Below are 15,527 nucleotides of genomic sequence, written 5' to 3'. Positions count from 1 at the left end.
AAGATCTCTTCAGGAGGAATTCCATGCGCACACCCCTGTGCGACGACCTGGGCATCGAGTACCCGGTCATCGCGTTCACCCCGTCCGAGCACGTCGCCGCGGCGGTCTCCCGTGCGGGCGGCCTCGGCGTGCTCGGCTGCGTCCGCTTCAACGACCCCGACGAGCTCGACGCCGTCCTCGACTGGATGGACGCCAACACCGACGGCCGTCCCTACGGCGTCGACATCGTCATGCCCAACAAGGTGCCCACCGAGGGCGCCGCCGGCGATCTCGCGCAACTCATCCCCGAGGAGCACCGCGCCTTCGTCGAGCGCACGCTCCGCGAGCTCGGCGTACCCGAGCTGCCCGACGGTGCCGCCGGGGCCGGGGTGCTCGGCTGGCTGCACTCGGTCGCCCGTTCCCACGTCGATGTGGCGCTGAAGCATCGGATCGCGTTGATCGCCAACGCCCTCGGCTCTCCGCCGGCGGACGTGATCGATGCGGCGCACGATCACGGCGTCAAGGTCGCGGCCCTGGCGGGTCGCGCCAAGCACGCCCGCGCCCACGTCGACAACGGCGTGGACATCGTCATCGCGCAGGGCTACGAAGCCGGCGGCCACACCGGCGAGATCGCCTCGATGGTGCTGCTGCCGGAGATCGTCGACGAGGTGGGCGAGGACGCCACGGTCGTCGCCGCGGGCGGCATCGGCTCCGGTCGGCAGATCGCCGCCGCGCTGACCCTCGGAGCCGAGGGCGTGTGGATGGGGTCCTACTGGCTCACCACCACCGAGTACCTCGAGACGCACACCACATCGCAGACGATGCAGGAGGCCCTGGTCGCCGCGACGAGTGCGGACACGGTGCGCACCCGGATCTTCTCCGGCAAGCCGGCGCGCCTGCTCAAGACCCGGTGGACGCAGGCCTGGGAGGAGCCCGGCGCACCGTCGGCCCTGCCCATGCCCCTGCAGAACCTCCTGGTGGGGGAGGCGCACAGCCGGATCCACGCCTCGGGTGATCCCTCGGTCGTCGCGATGCCGGTGGGCCAGATCGTGGGGAGAATGAACGCTGTGCGGCCCGTCGCCGAGATCATGGCCGAGTTGGTCGGCGAGTTCGACGCCGCCGTCGAACGCCTGAACCTGGCACGCTGACTCCATGGGAAACAATCAGCGCGGCCAGATCCAGATGTCCGAGGCGGAGATCGAGGCGTTCATCGAGCGCAGCCGGACCGCCACCATCGCCACTGTCGGCTCCAGCGGGGTGCCCCACCTCGTGGCGATGTGGTACGCCGTGATCGACGGCGATCTGTGGATCGAGACGAAGGCGAAGTCGCAGAAGGTCGTGAACCTGCGCCGCAACGCGGCGATGAGCGCGTCGATCGAGTCGGGCCAGTCCTACGATCAGCTCCGCGGCGTCACGTTCGAGGGCACGGCCGAGATCGTCGAGGACGAGGCGACCGTACGCGCCGTGTGCGAACAGGTCTACGAGCGCTACTTCGGCCCGTACTCGGAGGAGCTCGAGCCCGCCATCGACGCGATGATGAACAAGCGCGTCGCGGTGCGTCTCCGCGCAGACCGCGTGCGCAGCTGGGACCACCGCAAGCTCGGCATGCCCGAAATGCCGGTGAGCGGATCGACGGCGGCGTTCCTGTAAGGGGTGAGCATGCCCGGATCGCACGCGCAGCGAGATGATCCCACCGGCCTCGTCGAGCTCAGTCCCTGCGTCGGGGGTCTCGTCCGGACCTGGTCGGACGACGGTGCCTCCCGGCTCTGGTCGGTGCCCGACGACGCGTGGATCCGCGACGCCCAGGCCACCGGCCGGATCGGACGCGTCTCCCGCAAGGAGAACCGGTATCGCGAGGCGGCGCGCCTCTCCGAGCCCGACGGTGCGTTGCTCGTCCGCCCTCGGGGCCCGATGCGGGGCGCCGACGGGAACCTGACCATGGCCGAGCAGGTCGTCGCGCTGGGGCCGGAGAAGCGGCCCTCCCGGTCGACCTTCGAGGACTTCCGCGAGGTGCTCACCCGAGCGGTCGAGCACTGCGCCGCCACCGACGAGTACCTCGTGGTCGAGCGCGGCGCCGGGGACGCGAGGCGGGAACCGTTCTGCCTCTTCGCAGTACTCCCCGCCGGGACGGAGCCGGGTGTGTTCGTCACCGTCGTCGAGACCTCTCCGCCGCCCCGCGAGTCGGACCTGTGGGCGCCCTACGTCGACGAGTGGGACCGGACCGCCACGATCAGCGCACCGTCGGGCCCGGAGACGGTGGCGACGGCCCCGACCGTGATGATCGAGGCCATCAGCCGCTGGAACATCGACCCCTGGGACCTCGCCTTCACCTTCGGTCGGCGGTGACGCCCTGCGTCGGATCGGGCGAGGGGGAGTGGGGATTCATCCGAACAGAGGATCGACATGGGGGGAGTGGCACGGATACACTCGGCCGATGTATCCGTACCCCGGCGCGCCGGTGCCTCGCGCGCGTAGGCTCACGTTCAAGGAACTGATCGTCGGCACGTTCCAGATCCTCAGTCGCACATGGCCGTTTATTCTGGCTTCTGCGCTGGCCTATGTCGTGGCTGTGGGCATCCTGAGCGCGGTCCTCGTCTTCGTCCTCATGGCGATCGCCGACGCACTCGAGTCGGACACGACCGAGTACGCGGACATGGAATCCGCGATGCAGACCGCGGCGATCTTCGGTGTGATCGGCTGGCTCGTGGTTCTGGTCGTGAATGCGATCCTGGACGTGCCGTGGATCGGGATCGTCGCGGTGGCGACGGACTCAACGATTCGGAATAGACAGCGGCCCACGGCACGTGAGGTCTTCACGAGGATTCGTTCGCGGTTCGTGCCTCTCGCTGCGGTGTTCACGATCATGCTGGTCGCTCCCTTCCTGCTGATGGTGCTGCTCGTCGTGTTGGTCCCCGCGGAGGTGTACTACTCGTCGGGTGGGATGATCGCCTTCTCGCTGTTCGCCTTCGTTGTCATGGTGTCGATGGTCATCGCCATGGAGTTCGCGCCGTGGGCCGTGCTCTTCGAGGGCAAGGGCGTGTTCGCCGCGCTTCGGAGGGCCGCGGGCCTCGCCCGGCAGGCACTACCGCAGCTGATCGGCCTCCATGTGCTCTGGGCGTGCGTGGGTGCGCCGCTGCTCATACTGGGGTTCGCGCTGCCGCTCGCGCTCATGGGGATGGTGCTGATCGCCGGCGGCATCTTCATCGCGATGTGCTATTTCACCTGTCAGGGAATCGTGTACGCGGACATTCGCGCGGTCGAGGACGGGGGCTCCCTCGAATTGTGCTTCGCGGTTCCGCCGGTACCACTGTCCCGGGGGTGGAGCGAGGTGCGGGAGATGATCGGTGCCGGTGCGCCTGTTCAGCCCGGGCCTCCGCGGTTCGACGGTCCCGGCCCATCCGGTGCGCGGCCCGCGAATCCGTCCCCCTTCATCCGTCCAACACCGACGGCGACCTTCCGGCCCGCGCCCGGCTGGCCATCGCCACCGTCTGCGGGGTGGGTGCCATCTCACGACTGGCGACCCGATCCCTCCTGGCCGGTGCCGCCGCCCGGCTGGCAGTTCTGGATCTGAGCGTGGTTGGGATGAATCCGCATCAGCCGCAGCCCGGTCAGCCGCGTTCGAGGCGGCCGGCGGCTCCTGTCGATCCGGCATCGGAGGGCCATCGGTTCACCGCGCGCACCCTACTGTTCATCGCGGTACCACTGGTCGTGCTGCTCGTGGCCGCTGTAGGGATCGCGATCTACGCGATGAACCGGGACCGCTCGCCCCGGCCCCTCGCGGAAGCAGAGACCAGGGGTGCCTTCCCGCGCGGCCCGGAGGTCGGCTGGACGGTCGCGGCATCGGAGGTGGCGCCCGCGATGTTCAACGACCCGGTGTTCGGTGTGCGGATGACCTACCAGCGACGATCCGTCGTCATCGACCTCGGCGAGCTGGCAGTCGTGGGTATCGCTGCGGGCTCGCAATCCGGTTCGACGGAGCAGCATCCGGTGCTGGTGGCGTTGGAGACCGCGACCGGCAGGGTTGCTTGGCAGACACCTGCGGACGTACAGAAGTGCGCGTCGAAGGCCGTTCACGGCCTGCTTCCGTGCGCCGTGACGCCCGGCGCGTCGGGCGAGGCGCGTGGTGTGTCGCTGATCCGCGTCGCCGACGGCAGCGTCGAGCGGGTCCTGCCCGCTGAGGGGTCCGTCCGCAACGTGGAGGTGGTGGGCGAGTCCATCGTGACGGTGCAGGGCGTGACCGGTGGCGGTGGCCTCGGCACCACGATCGTGACCAGGGGCAGTGTTGAGTCCCTCTCGGCGGAGTGGGAGACGTCACCGTCGCCCACGGCGAGGTGCTGGGGAACGGGAGACGTCCTGTACTTCGGGGCGGATGAGGACTTCATCCACTTCGGCAACGACGCCGGCCAGGTGCTGGTCGACGCCCGCACCGGGGCTACGGCGTACCCCGAGGAGTTGACGATGCTCGACGTGCGCCCGGGACAGGGCGTCGCGGGCCAGACCTGTGAGAGCGATTCGGCGGTTTCCCCGCGCACGGTGCAGTTCTTGGACGGGCGCGGAAAGCCGCTGCACACCTTGCGCGCCGATTCGGACGCTCCGCTCGACACCGCGGGCAGCTTGTCGCGTGATGCCCCGTACCTCAACGGCTCGGACCTGTACGACTTCGCCTCGGGCACCCGGCTGTGGGGACTCGACCCCGCGACCTATCCGGCGGATCAGCGCCGCGACGCCTATCTGGTGGGCGGGACCCTGATCATCGAGCGATCCTGCGGCACATCGTGCTCGGAGTTGGCAGGGTTCGATCCGGCGACCGGCGAGCGATGGTGGTCCGGAACCCGTGCGTCCCTCGGAGGCTACGGGACGAAGACGGGTCGCACCTGGCTGACGGACAGTACCCGCGTGATCACCGCCGGCACTCGCGGGCTGACCGCGATCGATGTGCGCGACGGCAGTACCGCGTGGACCATGTCGACCGGAATCGCCGGGGGCACGCTGTACCGCGTGGGCGGCGGATTCCTCCTGCACGGCAATACCACGATCACCTACTACCCGCCCACCGCATGATGCGGCCGGGCCGTGCCGAGGGGCAGGAATTCATGCAGAACGCGTACCCGCAGGGCGATCCGGGCCGTCCGCAGCCCGCGAGGCCGGCCCGCCGCCCCCTGCGGTGGGTGCTCATCGGATCCGCGGTGGCCCTGGTGGCGGCCCTCGTCGTGGTCGGCGTCGTGATGCTCCAGCGTGACGACGGGCCGCGCGGTCCGGTGCGCGGACAACTGACCGGAGCGTTTCCGCAGCGTCCCGATGTCGCATGGGCGGTCACGGCGGCGCAACTCGGCGCGGAGTACGTCGTCGATCCGGCGAGGTCGTTCATGCAGGCCGGCGCAGTGACCGATGACACGTCGGTCGTGGTCTCGACGGGCGGCGAGATCGTCATCCTCGACGCGGCGACCGGCGGGCAGTGGCGCCCAGGGATCCGTCAGGTCCGACACTGCTCCGACACTCTCGTCTCCGGACGCCTGGCCTGCACCGTCGTCGGGTCCGGTGGGGAGAACTCACCATCGGTGGTGATCGTGGAGCCCGCCGCGCGCACGGCCGGCCGGCCGGTCCAGCTACCGGACGGGACGTCGCCCTATCAGGTCGCGTACAACGGCGACGCCGCGTATGTAGGCGCAGTGACGCAACTGAGCAAGGTCGCTACCGACGGGTTGATCTGGACGAAGCGCTCGCGTGCCGCCGTGACGCAGGGGGACAGTCTGGGCCTGACCGCCACCAGCGATCTCGTGACCGGCTCCGTGAACGGTGCCGCGACCGTGATCCGCGCCGGCACGGGGGATCGGGTCGGAGAGCCCTTTCAGGGGTACTCCATCGCGACCCGCGCAGACGGAGCCGTCGTCGCCGTGACAGCGCCCGCCACGGACGCCACGAACGGCGCGATATCCGTGTTCAGTGCGAACGGCGAGGTCAGTTCGGTGCCGGTCAATCCGCCGTCGTCGTTCCACGCCACCACTCCGAGTGTGGTCGCGCGTGGCTTGGAGGACGTGTACGCGGTGAACGGAGAGATCCTCCGGGGCAAGGCCGCGGCCGCGCGACCGGTCGCCTCCGCGATGGAGAACTTCCACCGACTCGAGATCGTCGCGACAGAGGTGTCCGTGGTGCTGAGCTCGACGGGATTGACCGGGGTGGATACCGAACGCGGAACCAGCCTGTGGTCGGTGCCCGGAGTGAAGGGGGCGAACGTCCTGACCGACGGCGTGCGCGTATTCTACCTCGACCGCGACGGTGCGCTGGTCGGCGCGGATCTGCGCACAGGATCGGTCGCGTGGCGGATACCCGATCCCATTGACAGCACAAGCTATTCCGTGCCCGAACTGCGTGCGGCTGGGAACTCGATCATCGTGGCCACCAACAGCGCCGTCGTCGCCTACGGCGCGACCGGCGGCGCCGCGGAGGTGCTCCGATGACCCGCGGCGGGCGGCTCGTGCTCGTGGCGGTGGCCGCAGTCGTCGTCATCGCCCTGGCGGTGACTGCGGGTGTGCTGGTGATGCGTTCGCGATCCGCCGGATCCACGATCGACCCGGACCATGAGCGGTTGAGCGCTTCGTTCGCGAAGCGGCCGCAGGCGCTCTGGCGGTTGAAGCCGAGCGCGGTCGGGGCGAGCTCCTGGGGGACTCCGATGACCTACTACGGAGCCCGCGAGGACACCGGGTACATCGTGAGCGATGGCGTGCTCGTCCAGTCGGCTCGGGGAGTGGCGGCGGAGAAGGCGGTGACGGGCATCGACATCGGCACTGGCGCGGTGCGCTGGCGCAGCGGTCCACAGGGCGATGCCGAGGCTGCCGCGTACAGCACGGGCTGCAGCCCGCTGCTCGCGAAGGGTCGCATCGCGTGTGGCAGAACGGGGACGGTCTCCTTCCTCGCGACCGGGTCCGGGGAGCTCCTGGGATCGGTGCCCGCGCCGACGGACTATCACAGCGTGATCCAGGTGGGCGGGTCGCTGGCATATGTCTCCGCAGGTGCCGAGAGCCTTCGCGTGACCGGCGGCGACATGCGGTCGGCGACGGCACTCGACTGGCGGATCGACGGGCCGTCGTCCGACGGCAACCTGGGCTGGGAGTCGCGCGGCGACCTCGGTGCGGTCTGCCGGGGCTCGATTCGGGGCTCCTCGAGCGTCGTCTTCGACGCGTCGGGGGCGGAGATCCTGCCGGCGCTGCACGACGACGGGTGCTATCGGCTCACGCGCAAGGGCTGGGTGACCGCGTCCTCGGGCTCGCGGCTGACGATCTACAACGGCGCGGGGAAGCGGCTGTTCCGATCCTCGGCGGACCTGCGGTTCGTCGAGGGTGATCGGCCGCTTGGCATCGATGTGAAGACGGGCGAGGTGTTCTCCCTTCCCGACGGTGCGCGGATCTGGTCGTCGTCGATGCTGCAAGACGGCCTCGGTGGTGGCACCGTGATCGGCCTCGTCGACGACGCCCTTCTCCTGTCCGTGTACGAGAACAAGACCTGGACGATCGTCGCGCTCGACGCGGCCGACGGGCGGCTCCGCTGGAAGTCCGTCGGCGTCAACGGGTATTCCGTCGTCTCGGACGGACAGCGCGCCCTGCTCCTCGACGAGAAGCTGGGCTTGGTCGCGCTCGACCTGCGGGACGGGAGCCGGGCGTGGACCTTGACGGAGTTCATGGGGGCGTCGTCGAGCAAGCTCGTCGCCGTGGGTGATCGGCTGCTGCTGGTCTCCGGCGAGGAGGTCGCCGCGATCGGGTACCGCTGAGACTGTGCGCTCAGCGGCGGGCCGCCTCGGCGAGCGCGCGCAGGGTCGGCTCGTCCCGGACTCCGGAGAACAGCACCGTCGTGACGGGGGAGTCCCGCCACAGCTCGAGACGTTCGGCGATCCGGTCGATCGGACCGAGAAGGGCGATGGAGTCGGCGAGTTCGTCGGGGACGGCGGCGATGGCGCCGGCGCGATCCCCGGCGAGGAACTTCTCCTGCACCGCGACGGCGGCGTCCGCGAACCCCAAACGGCCGATGAGGTCCAGGTGGAAGTTCGTCGACTTGTGGCCCATGCCGCCGATGTAGAAGGCCAGCGGGATCTTCGCCTGCGTGAGTGCCGCGTCGAGGTCGTCGGAGACGATCACCGACACCGTCGCCGCGATCTCGAAATCGGCGGAGCGACCCGCGAGGGACCCGCCGAACACCGCGTCGACCTGCTGCGGGTCGACGAACAACGGGAGCCAACCGTCGGCGATCTCAGTGGACAGCGCCACATTCCTCGGTCCCTCCGCGCCGAGGAAGATCGGGATCCGCGGACGGACGGGCAGCGCGATGGACTTGAGCGGCTTCCCGAGCCCCGTGCCGCCGGGCAGCGGCAACGGGTAATGCGGGCCGGCGCTGGTGACGGCTTCCTCGCGGGCGATCACCCGGCGCACGATGTCGACGTACTCGCGGGTGCGCGCGAGCGGCTTCGGGAAGGGGCTGCCGTACCAGCCCTCCGCCACCTGCGGCCCGGAGGCGCCGAGCCCGAGCACCATGCGCCCGCCGGACAGCCCGTCGATCGTCAGGGCGTGCATCGCCGTCGCGGCGGGCGTGCGCGCGGGGATCTGCGCCACCGCGGTGCCGAGCTTGATCCGCTTCGTCCGCGACCCGTACCAGGCCAGGGTGGAGAAGGCGTCGGAGCCGTAGGCCTCCGCGGTGAACACGTAGTCGTAGCCCAGGCCGTCAGCGGCGACCACGGTCTCGGTGTGGTCCTCCGGCCCACGCGTCCAGTAGCCGAGATTGATGCCCAGATTGAGATCGTTGACCATTCCTCGAATCTAGAACAAGTTCTATGTTTTGGGTTACAGTTCGGTATGGCTTCGCCCACGCAGATTCAGAACACCCTGCCCGCGCGCGTCACGGACGAGCTCGTCGAGCGCCTCACGGCGCTCGTGGTGGCCGACGGCAGTCGCGACCCGTTCGCCATGACCGAGGTCTTCACGGGGGCCCCGATCGGCACGCTCCCGCAGTCCACCTCGAGCGATGTCGTCGCGGCGTTCGCCAGTGCGCGCGAGGCGCAGCGGGAGTGGGCGCAGCGTCCGCTCGACGACCGGCTCGCCGTCTTCCGCCGACTGCACGAGCTGATCCTCGAGAACAACGAGCTCCTCGTCGATCTCATCCAGAGCGGCACCGGCAAGAATCGGCGGATGGCCTTCGAGGAGTCCTGCGACGTTCCCATGGTGATCAGCCACTACCTCAAGGCCGCGCCCAAGCTGCTGCGCTCGCGCCGTCGCGGCGGCCCCGTGCCGGTGCTCAGCAACTCCGTGGAACTGCACCGCCCCAAGGGCGTCATCGGCGTGATCGCGCCGTGGAACTTCCCGTTCGCGATGGCCCTCTCGGACGCGATCCCCGCCCTCATCGCGGGCAACGGCGTGGTGCTCAAGCCCGACAACAAGACCGCCCTCGCCGCGCTCTACGGTGTCGAGCTCCTGCGCCGCGCCGGCGCTCCTGCCGGGCTGTTCCAGGTGGTCTGCGGCCAGGGTCCCGACGTCGGGCCCGCCCTCATCGACGAGTCCGACTTCGTCATGTTCACCGGGTCCAGCGCCACGGGCACGACGGTCGGCGAGCGGGCCGGGCGCAACCTCATCGGCTGCAGCCTCGAGCTCGGCGGCAAGAACCCCATGATCGTGCTCGACGACGTGGATCTCGACGAGGCGATCACCTCGGCGATCTTCGCCGTCTTCGCCAACGCCGGCCAGGCCTGCATGCACATCGAGCGGATGTACATCCACGACAAGATCTTCGACGAGTTCTCCCGCCGGTTCGTGGCCGCCGCGGGCGCGCTCAAGCTGGGCGCGACCTACGACTACGACCCCGACATGGGCTCGCTGGCCTCGCCCGATCAGCTGCGCCGCGTCGCCGCGCACGTCGAGGACGCGCGCGCCAAGGGCGCCACCGTCCTGTGCGGCGGGCGCGAACGCACGGACGTCGGCCCCGCCTTCTACGCCCCGACGGTGCTCACCGGCGTCACGCCCGACATGCACCTCGCGACGGCCGAGACCTTCGGCCCCGTCGTCGCCCTGTTCCGGTACTCGAGCGAGGACGAGGCCATCCGCCTCGCCAACGACACCCGCTACGGCCTCAACGCCAGCGTGTGGGGCAAGGACCTCCAGCGTGCGGCACGGGTCGGCGCCCAGCTGGAGGCCGGCAACGTGAACATCAACGACGGCTTCGCCGCCTCGTTCGCGAGCAAGGGCACCCCGTCCGGCGGCTGGAAGGCCTCGGGGGTCGGCGTGCGTCACGGCGACGCGGGCCTGCTCAAGTACACCGACACCACCAACCTCGCGACACTGAAGAAGCAGGTCTACGGCGTGCGTCCGGGGCAGAGCTACGCGCAGTACGCCCAACAGACCGTCCAGGTGCTGCGCTGGATGCGCAAGCTGCGCATCCGCTGACCGCGCGCCACGCGACTACGCTGGCCGGGTGCACGACGGCAGCGCTCCCGACGAAGCGGCGATGATCGGCGTCCTCGGACCGGTCGTCGTCGGTGGTCGCGCCGTACCGGGCTCTCGGGCCCGGCGCCTGCTGGTGGCCCTCGTGCTGGCGGACGGCCGCCCGGTGAGCGCGGACCGCCTCGTCGACGAGGTGTGGGGCGACGAGCCCCCGAGGTCCCCGCACGCGGCGCTGCACACGCAGATCTCCCGGCTGCGCACGCTGCTCCGGCCGGTCACGGTCGACGCGGTCGCCGGCGGCTACCGTCTCGAGGCCGACACCGACCTGGCCCGCGCGGAGTCCGCGGTGCGCGAGGGCGAAGGGCACGCCGCCGCGGTGCGGCTCTGGCGCGGCGCCCCCGGCGATGATCTCGAAGGCCTCGGCCCCACGAACAAGCTCGCCCGCCGCGCGGCGTCGGCGTTCGACCGACTCGAGGCCCGCGTCGCCGCCGATGCCCTCGAGAACGGGGATCATGCGACGGCGCAGGCGATCGCGGAGCGTCGTATCGCGGCGGATCCGCTCGACGAACCGGCTCGAGTGTTGCTCATGCGCGCCCTCGCCGGCGCGGGACGCACGTCCGAGGCGCTCGCCGCGTACGCCGAGCTCCGGCGCGTCGCGATCACAGAGCTCGGCACGGACCCCGGCGCCGAGGCCACGAGCCTGCACCGCGACCTGCTGGCCGGGGCGAGCGCGGCACCGTCGGCCGACCGGGCGGCCGCGGTGGGTCTCCCGGCCGAGGTCACGCCGCTCATCGGCCGCGACGACGAGGTCGCGGAGCTCGTCGGCCTGCTCGCGGACCGGCGGATCGTGACGGTGCTCGGGCCGGGCGGGGTCGGGAAGACCCGCATCGCCGAGGCCGTCGGCAACGCGCTCGCGCGCGCCGGCACCGCGGTCTACTACGTGCCCCTCGCCTCGGTCCGATCCGCCGACGGCGTGCTCCCCGCCGTCGCGCGCGTGCTCGGGCTCTCCGAACCCGATCTGGGCGCGGACGGCCTGCCCCGCATGACGATCCGGGATCTGGGGGAGCGTCTGCTGGAGCATCTCGGGCGCCGACGGTGCCTCCTCGTCCTGGACAACTGCGAACAGGTCGTGGACGCCTGTGCCGACGTCGTCGCGGATCTCGTCGCCGGGGCGTCCGGGGTCAGCGTGCTCGCGACCAGCCGATCTCCGCTGCAACTACGCGCCGAGTGGGTGCACCCCCTCCCGGTGCTCGGGACCGAGGGCGAGGGAGCCGCGGCGGTCGAGCTGTTCGGCGAGCGCGCCCGCGCCGTGCGCCCCGACGTGCGGCTTCCCGTGGAGGCGGTCGCCGAGCTCTGCCGCCGTCTGGACGGCCTGCCGCTCGCCATCGAGCTGGCGGCGGCACGGGTACGGACCCTCGGCGTCGAGGAGATCACCGCGCGGCTCGAGCAGCGGTTCGCATTGCTGCGGTCGGCGGATCGCTCCGCACCGGACCGGCACCGGACGCTCCACGCGGTCATCGAATGGAGCTGGGACCTGCTCGAGCCGGACGCGCAGCTGTCGCTGCGCCGACTGTGCCGGTTCCCCGCGGGGTTCGACGCCGAGGCGGCGGCCGCCACGACGGGTCTCGACCCGCTGGCGCTCGACGACGCACTGGTCTCGCTCGCGAATCAGTCACTCCTCCAGGTCACGGAGAACGGCGGTCGCACCCGGTACCGCATGCTGGAGACGGTCCGCGAGTTCGGCGAGGAACGCCTCGCTGAGGGCGGCCCGACGGCGCTCGAGGGCTCGGAATCGGCGGACGTGGACGCCGCGATGGCGGAGTGGGCGGCGGACGTCGCGGTCCGGATGTGGCGCGAATACCGTGCGGTCGGCGGGCACGGCGTCATCGGACGCCTCGCGGAGGACATCGAGAACCTGGTCTTCGTGCTCCGCGGCGCCGTCGCGGAGATGGTCGCCGGCGACACCGCTGCGACCCGGACGGTGATCCGGGTGTTCCCACTCATCGCGGGCCTGTGGTCGATGCGGAGCCTGCACGGGCAGGTCCAGGAGATCGGCCACCGGATCGTCGGAGCACTCCCCGATCCGCGCGCCGCCATCGCCGCGGGCATCGATGAGGAGGAGCGGGAGCTGTGGCAGATCACGCTGCTCGCCTCGTGCGCGGCGCCGGGCGTCGACCCGAGGGCGCGGCACATGGCCCGCGGCCGTACCATGATCCGGCGGCTACACCGCCCCGACCTGCGGCTGAACCGACCCGCGGACTACTTCGGCGCCCTGTTCCTGCAGCACTCGGTGACCGGCGTGTTGCGGCTCGTCGTCGCCGGCGTGGACGCCCCCGCGGACGAGGTCCGCGTTCCGGCGCTCGCCGCCCGGATGAACCTGCGGGAGAATCGCGGTGACCTCGTGGGCGCGCTCCAGGATTCACAGGCGATCAGCGCGCTCGGCCACGACGGGGACGCGTGGGCCGATGCGATGTTGGCGATGAGCACCGGCAGCGTGTACGGCCAGCGGGCAGACTGGGAGGAGGCCGTCCGGCGCTACCGGATCGCCGCCGAGAAGCTGGCCTCGATCGGTGCGGACGAGGACGTGAAACAGGCGACCGCGTACCTCGTGGCCGGTCTGTGCTGCCTCGGCCGGATCGACGAGGCCGCTGCCCTGCAGCGGACGCTCGAGGACGGTTGGGACCCTACGGGACCGGATCCGGACGGCGGCCCCGAGGTCGCGGCCTCCGTGCTGATCGGCGCCGCGGAGCTGGCGCGGCTCCGTGGCGAGCCCGACGCGGCACTGTACCGGCGGGCGGGGGAATTGCTGATACGCCGGATCCCCAACGGCGGGAGGGATCCCGGCGGCGAGATGCTCGTCGCCACGGCCCTGCTCGGCGTCGTCGAGTGCGGCGCGGCGGAGACCGGCCGGGAACTGGTCGCGGCGCTGATCGCCGGCGACGAGGCCATGTTCGGTATCACGGGGTACTGGGATCTCCCACAGGCCGCGACCATGGCGCTCGCAGTCGGGTCGTACCTCGTCGCCACCGAGCCGGCGTCGGAGGAGGCCACCGTGTTGATCAGCCTGGCGCGCAGGCTCGGTGCGCGGCAGGACTACCCGGTCATGCACGCGGCGCTGCAGCGGTTCGCGGCACCGTCGGACCTCCCGGACGTCAGGTGGCGCGCCGAGGCGGACCGCATCGCCGGGTTGTCCCGGTCGAGGGCGGTCCGCCTCCTGCGCGAGACCACCGCCGCGCTGCGCGAGAAGGGGTAGCGGCGGCGCCGGGAGCGCGGCGTCAGCGGGCGTTGCGGATGTAGGCGCGCACGGCGAGCGGCGCGAACACCGCGATCAGCACCACGGCGCCGACGAGGCTCCAGACCACGTGGATGCCGGCGTGGCCGGTGTCGCACAGCTCCCGGATCGCGGTCACCAGATGGCTCGCGGGATTGACGTTGACGAAGGCCTGCAGCCAACCCGGCATCGTGTCCACCGGGACGAACGCGTTGGACAGGAAGGTCAGCGGGAACATGATCATCATCGACACGCCCTGCACGGCCGTGGCCTTCTTCATGAGGCAGCCCATCAGCGCGAAGATCCACGACACCGCGAAGGCGCAGAACAGGATCAGCGCGGTCGAGGCGAGGACGCCCACCGGGTCGGGGCGCCAGCCCATGGCGATGCCTACCGCGAAGGTGATGACGGTGGCGATCAGGTAGCGGATGACATCGGCGAGTAGGGCACCTGCGAGCGGGCTGATCCGGGCGATGGGCAGCGACCGGAACCGGTCGAAGACGCCCTTGTCCATGTCCTCGCGCAGCTGGGTGCCGGTGACGATGGACGCCACGATCACCGTCTGCATGAGGATCCCGGGGATGATCACGGGCAGGTAGTGCTGCACGTCGCCGCTGATCGCGCCGCCGAAGATGTAGGTGAACATCAGCGTGAAGATGATCGGCTGCAGCACGACGTCGAAGAGCTGTTCCGGGTTGTGCCGGATCTTGAGCACGCCGCGCCAGCCCATGGTGAAGGACTGCCGGACGGTCTCGGCGAGGCCGATGTGGTTCGTGGCCATGCGTTCCGGCGTCCTGCCGGGTGCAGGGGTGAGGGTGGTGGTCATGACGCCTCCTGGGCGGTGTCGGTGGCGGCCGAGCCTTCCGAACTGTCGTCGGGGCGGCCGGTGAGGGTGAGGAAGACCTCGTCGAGGCTGGGTTTGGAGACGACGATCTCCTCGATGGCGACGCCCTCCTCGCGGAGGGCGATGAGCAGGTCGGGGACGAGGTCGGGGCGATGCAGCGGGGCCGTCACGCGGGCGGCCTCGGGGCTGAACGCCGCCGTCTCCGTGAGGATCCGCTCGACGGTGCGGGCCACCGTCGGCGCGTCCGCGCGGTCGGCGGGCGTGAGCTGCAGGGTCGCGGAGCCGACCGAGGCCTTGAGCTCGTCGGCCGTGCCGTCGGCGATGACCAGCCCGCGGTCGATCACCGCGATCCGGTCCGCCAGCTGATCGGCCTCGTCGAGGTACTGCGTGGTGAGCAGCACCGTCGAGCCCTGGGCGACGAGATCGCGGATGGTGTCCCACATCTGGGACCGGGTGCGCGGGTCTAGGCCCGTCGTCGGCTCGTCGAGGAACAGCAGCGGAGGGGTGTCGATGAGACTGGCCGCGAGGTCGAGCCGCCGCCGCATGCCGCCGGAGAACTCCTTGAGCGGACGGTTCGCCGCGTCCTCGAGACCGAAGGCGTGCAGCAGCTCGTCGGCGCGCGCCCGCGAGGCGGGGCGACTCTTGCCGAGCAGCCGGGCGAACAGCACGAGGTTCTGGCTCGCGGTGAGGTCCTCATCGACGGACGCGTACTGGCCCGTGACCCCGATGAGCGAGCGGACGAGGGTGGATTCGGCCACCACGTCGTGCCCGAAGACGCGGGCGCTGCCGGCGTCGGGCCGCAGCAGGGTCGCGAGCATGCTGATGGTGGTCGTCTTGCCGGCGCCGTTGGGACCGAGCACGCCGTAGACGGTGCCGGTGGGCACCTGCAGGTCGACGCCGTTGACGGCGCGGGTGGCACCGAAGTGCTTGACCAGACCGCGGGCGTCGATCGCGAGGTCGGTGGGGGAGGACGGGACGTGGCCGGTCCTCATCTGTGTGATCGTCATGCTCATCA

General features: G+C 70.8%; 12 protein-coding genes. 9 read left to right on the top strand and 3 right to left on the bottom strand.

The window, feature by feature from the left end; genetic code table 11:
• Positions 1-23: 23 nt before the first annotated feature.
• From AXK60_RS11540 to AXK60_RS11510, 7 genes are all read left to right on the top strand, one after another.
• Positions 24-1,127: an NAD(P)H-dependent flavin oxidoreductase gene (locus AXK60_RS11540; protein WP_068571263.1), complete on the top strand. Its 1,104-nt coding sequence runs from the start codon at positions 24-26 to the stop codon at positions 1,125-1,127.
• 4 nt (positions 1,128-1,131) lie between these two features.
• Complete coding sequence (locus tag AXK60_RS11535; protein WP_068571262.1) at positions 1,132-1,629, top strand: pyridoxamine 5'-phosphate oxidase family protein; 498 nt, start codon at positions 1,132-1,134, stop codon at positions 1,627-1,629.
• Positions 1,630-1,638: 9 nt separating this feature from the next.
• On the top strand, positions 1,639-2,325 hold the full coding sequence (locus tag AXK60_RS11530) for a hypothetical protein (RefSeq protein ID WP_068571261.1): 687 nt from the start codon (positions 1,639-1,641) through the stop codon (positions 2,323-2,325).
• Positions 2,326-2,413: 88 nt separating this feature from the next.
• Entirely contained in the window at positions 2,414-3,550 is a 1,137-nt protein-coding gene (locus AXK60_RS27400; protein WP_068571260.1) for a hypothetical protein, read from the top strand.
• Positions 3,551-3,561: 11 nt separating this feature from the next.
• Complete coding sequence (locus AXK60_RS11520; RefSeq protein WP_068571259.1) at positions 3,562-5,040, top strand: outer membrane protein assembly factor BamB family protein; 1,479 nt, start codon at positions 3,562-3,564, stop codon at positions 5,038-5,040.
• 32 nt (positions 5,041-5,072) lie between these two features.
• Positions 5,073-6,437: a hypothetical protein gene (locus tag AXK60_RS11515; RefSeq protein ID WP_139057897.1), complete on the top strand. Its 1,365-nt coding sequence runs from the start codon at positions 5,073-5,075 to the stop codon at positions 6,435-6,437.
• The gene (locus tag AXK60_RS11510; RefSeq protein WP_068571257.1) at positions 6,434-7,744 is read left to right on the top strand and encodes an outer membrane protein assembly factor BamB family protein; all 1,311 of its coding nucleotides are present in this window, start codon (positions 6,434-6,436) and stop codon (positions 7,742-7,744) included. The genes AXK60_RS11515 and AXK60_RS11510 overlap by 4 nt, the downstream gene beginning before the upstream one ends.
• 10 nt (positions 7,745-7,754) lie before the next feature.
• On the opposite strand, the gene AXK60_RS11505 is transcribed toward AXK60_RS11510, so the two are convergent.
• Positions 7,755-8,774, bottom strand: a complete 1,020-nt coding sequence (locus AXK60_RS11505; RefSeq protein ID WP_068571256.1) for an LLM class F420-dependent oxidoreductase — start codon at positions 8,772-8,774, stop codon at positions 7,755-7,757.
• A gap of 45 nt (positions 8,775-8,819) precedes the next feature.
• Here AXK60_RS11505 and AXK60_RS11500 point away from each other — a divergent pair, with 45 nt between their 5' ends.
• Together AXK60_RS11500 and AXK60_RS11495 are read left to right on the top strand one after the other, a co-directional pair.
• Positions 8,820-10,400, top strand: coding sequence for a succinic semialdehyde dehydrogenase (locus AXK60_RS11500; RefSeq protein ID WP_068571255.1), 1,581 nt, complete (start codon positions 8,820-8,822; stop codon positions 10,398-10,400).
• A gap of 28 nt (positions 10,401-10,428) precedes the next feature.
• Positions 10,429-13,650 (top strand): ATP-binding protein, encoded by a 3,222-nt coding sequence (locus AXK60_RS11495; RefSeq protein ID WP_231855491.1) that lies wholly within the window; start codon positions 10,429-10,431, stop codon positions 13,648-13,650.
• A gap of 22 nt (positions 13,651-13,672) precedes the next feature.
• Here AXK60_RS11495 and AXK60_RS11490 read toward each other — a convergent pair whose 3' ends face one another.
• Positions 13,673-14,494: an ABC transporter permease gene (locus AXK60_RS11490; protein WP_068571253.1), complete on the bottom strand. Its 822-nt coding sequence runs from the start codon at positions 14,492-14,494 to the stop codon at positions 13,673-13,675.
• Entirely contained in the window at positions 14,491-15,525 is a 1,035-nt protein-coding gene (locus AXK60_RS11485; protein WP_068571252.1) for an ATP-binding cassette domain-containing protein, read from the bottom strand. Before AXK60_RS11485 ends, AXK60_RS11490 begins: the two co-directional genes overlap by 4 nt.
• Between the last annotated feature and the right edge of the window lie 2 nt (positions 15,526-15,527).

Origin of the sequence: Tsukamurella pseudospumae (genome assembly GCF_001575195.1) — a bacterium.
GTDB classification, from domain to species: domain Bacteria; phylum Actinomycetota; class Actinomycetes; order Mycobacteriales; family Mycobacteriaceae; genus Tsukamurella; species Tsukamurella pseudospumae.
Note: the sequence above shows the minus strand (reverse complement) of the source record. Positions and strands in the feature narration are given on the sequence as shown.

Bases quoted from the DNA above. Each gene is read 5' to 3' on its own strand.
- AXK60_RS11540 (WP_068571263.1), top strand. From the start codon at position 24: ATGCGCACACCCCTGTGCGACGACCTGGGCATCGAGTACCCGGTCATC.
- AXK60_RS11535 (WP_068571262.1), top strand. From the start codon at position 1,132: ATGGGAAACAATCAGCGCGGCCAGATCCAGATGTCCGAGGCGGAGATC.
- AXK60_RS11530 (WP_068571261.1), top strand. From the start codon at position 1,639: ATGCCCGGATCGCACGCGCAGCGAGATGATCCCACCGGCCTCGTCGAG.
- AXK60_RS27400 (WP_068571260.1), top strand. From the start codon at position 2,414: ATGTATCCGTACCCCGGCGCGCCGGTGCCTCGCGCGCGTAGGCTCACG.
- AXK60_RS11520 (WP_068571259.1), top strand. From the start codon at position 3,562: ATGAATCCGCATCAGCCGCAGCCCGGTCAGCCGCGTTCGAGGCGGCCG.
- AXK60_RS11515 (WP_139057897.1), top strand. From the start codon at position 5,073: ATGCAGAACGCGTACCCGCAGGGCGATCCGGGCCGTCCGCAGCCCGCG.
- AXK60_RS11510 (WP_068571257.1), top strand. From the start codon at position 6,434: ATGACCCGCGGCGGGCGGCTCGTGCTCGTGGCGGTGGCCGCAGTCGTC.
- AXK60_RS11505 (WP_068571256.1), bottom strand. From the start codon at position 8,774: ATGGTCAACGATCTCAATCTGGGCATCAATCTCGGCTACTGGACGCGT.
- AXK60_RS11500 (WP_068571255.1), top strand. From the start codon at position 8,820: ATGGCTTCGCCCACGCAGATTCAGAACACCCTGCCCGCGCGCGTCACG.
- AXK60_RS11490 (WP_068571253.1), bottom strand. From the start codon at position 14,494: ATGACCACCACCCTCACCCCTGCACCCGGCAGGACGCCGGAACGCATG.
- AXK60_RS11485 (WP_068571252.1), bottom strand. From the start codon at position 15,525: ATGAGCATGACGATCACACAGATGAGGACCGGCCACGTCCCGTCCTCC.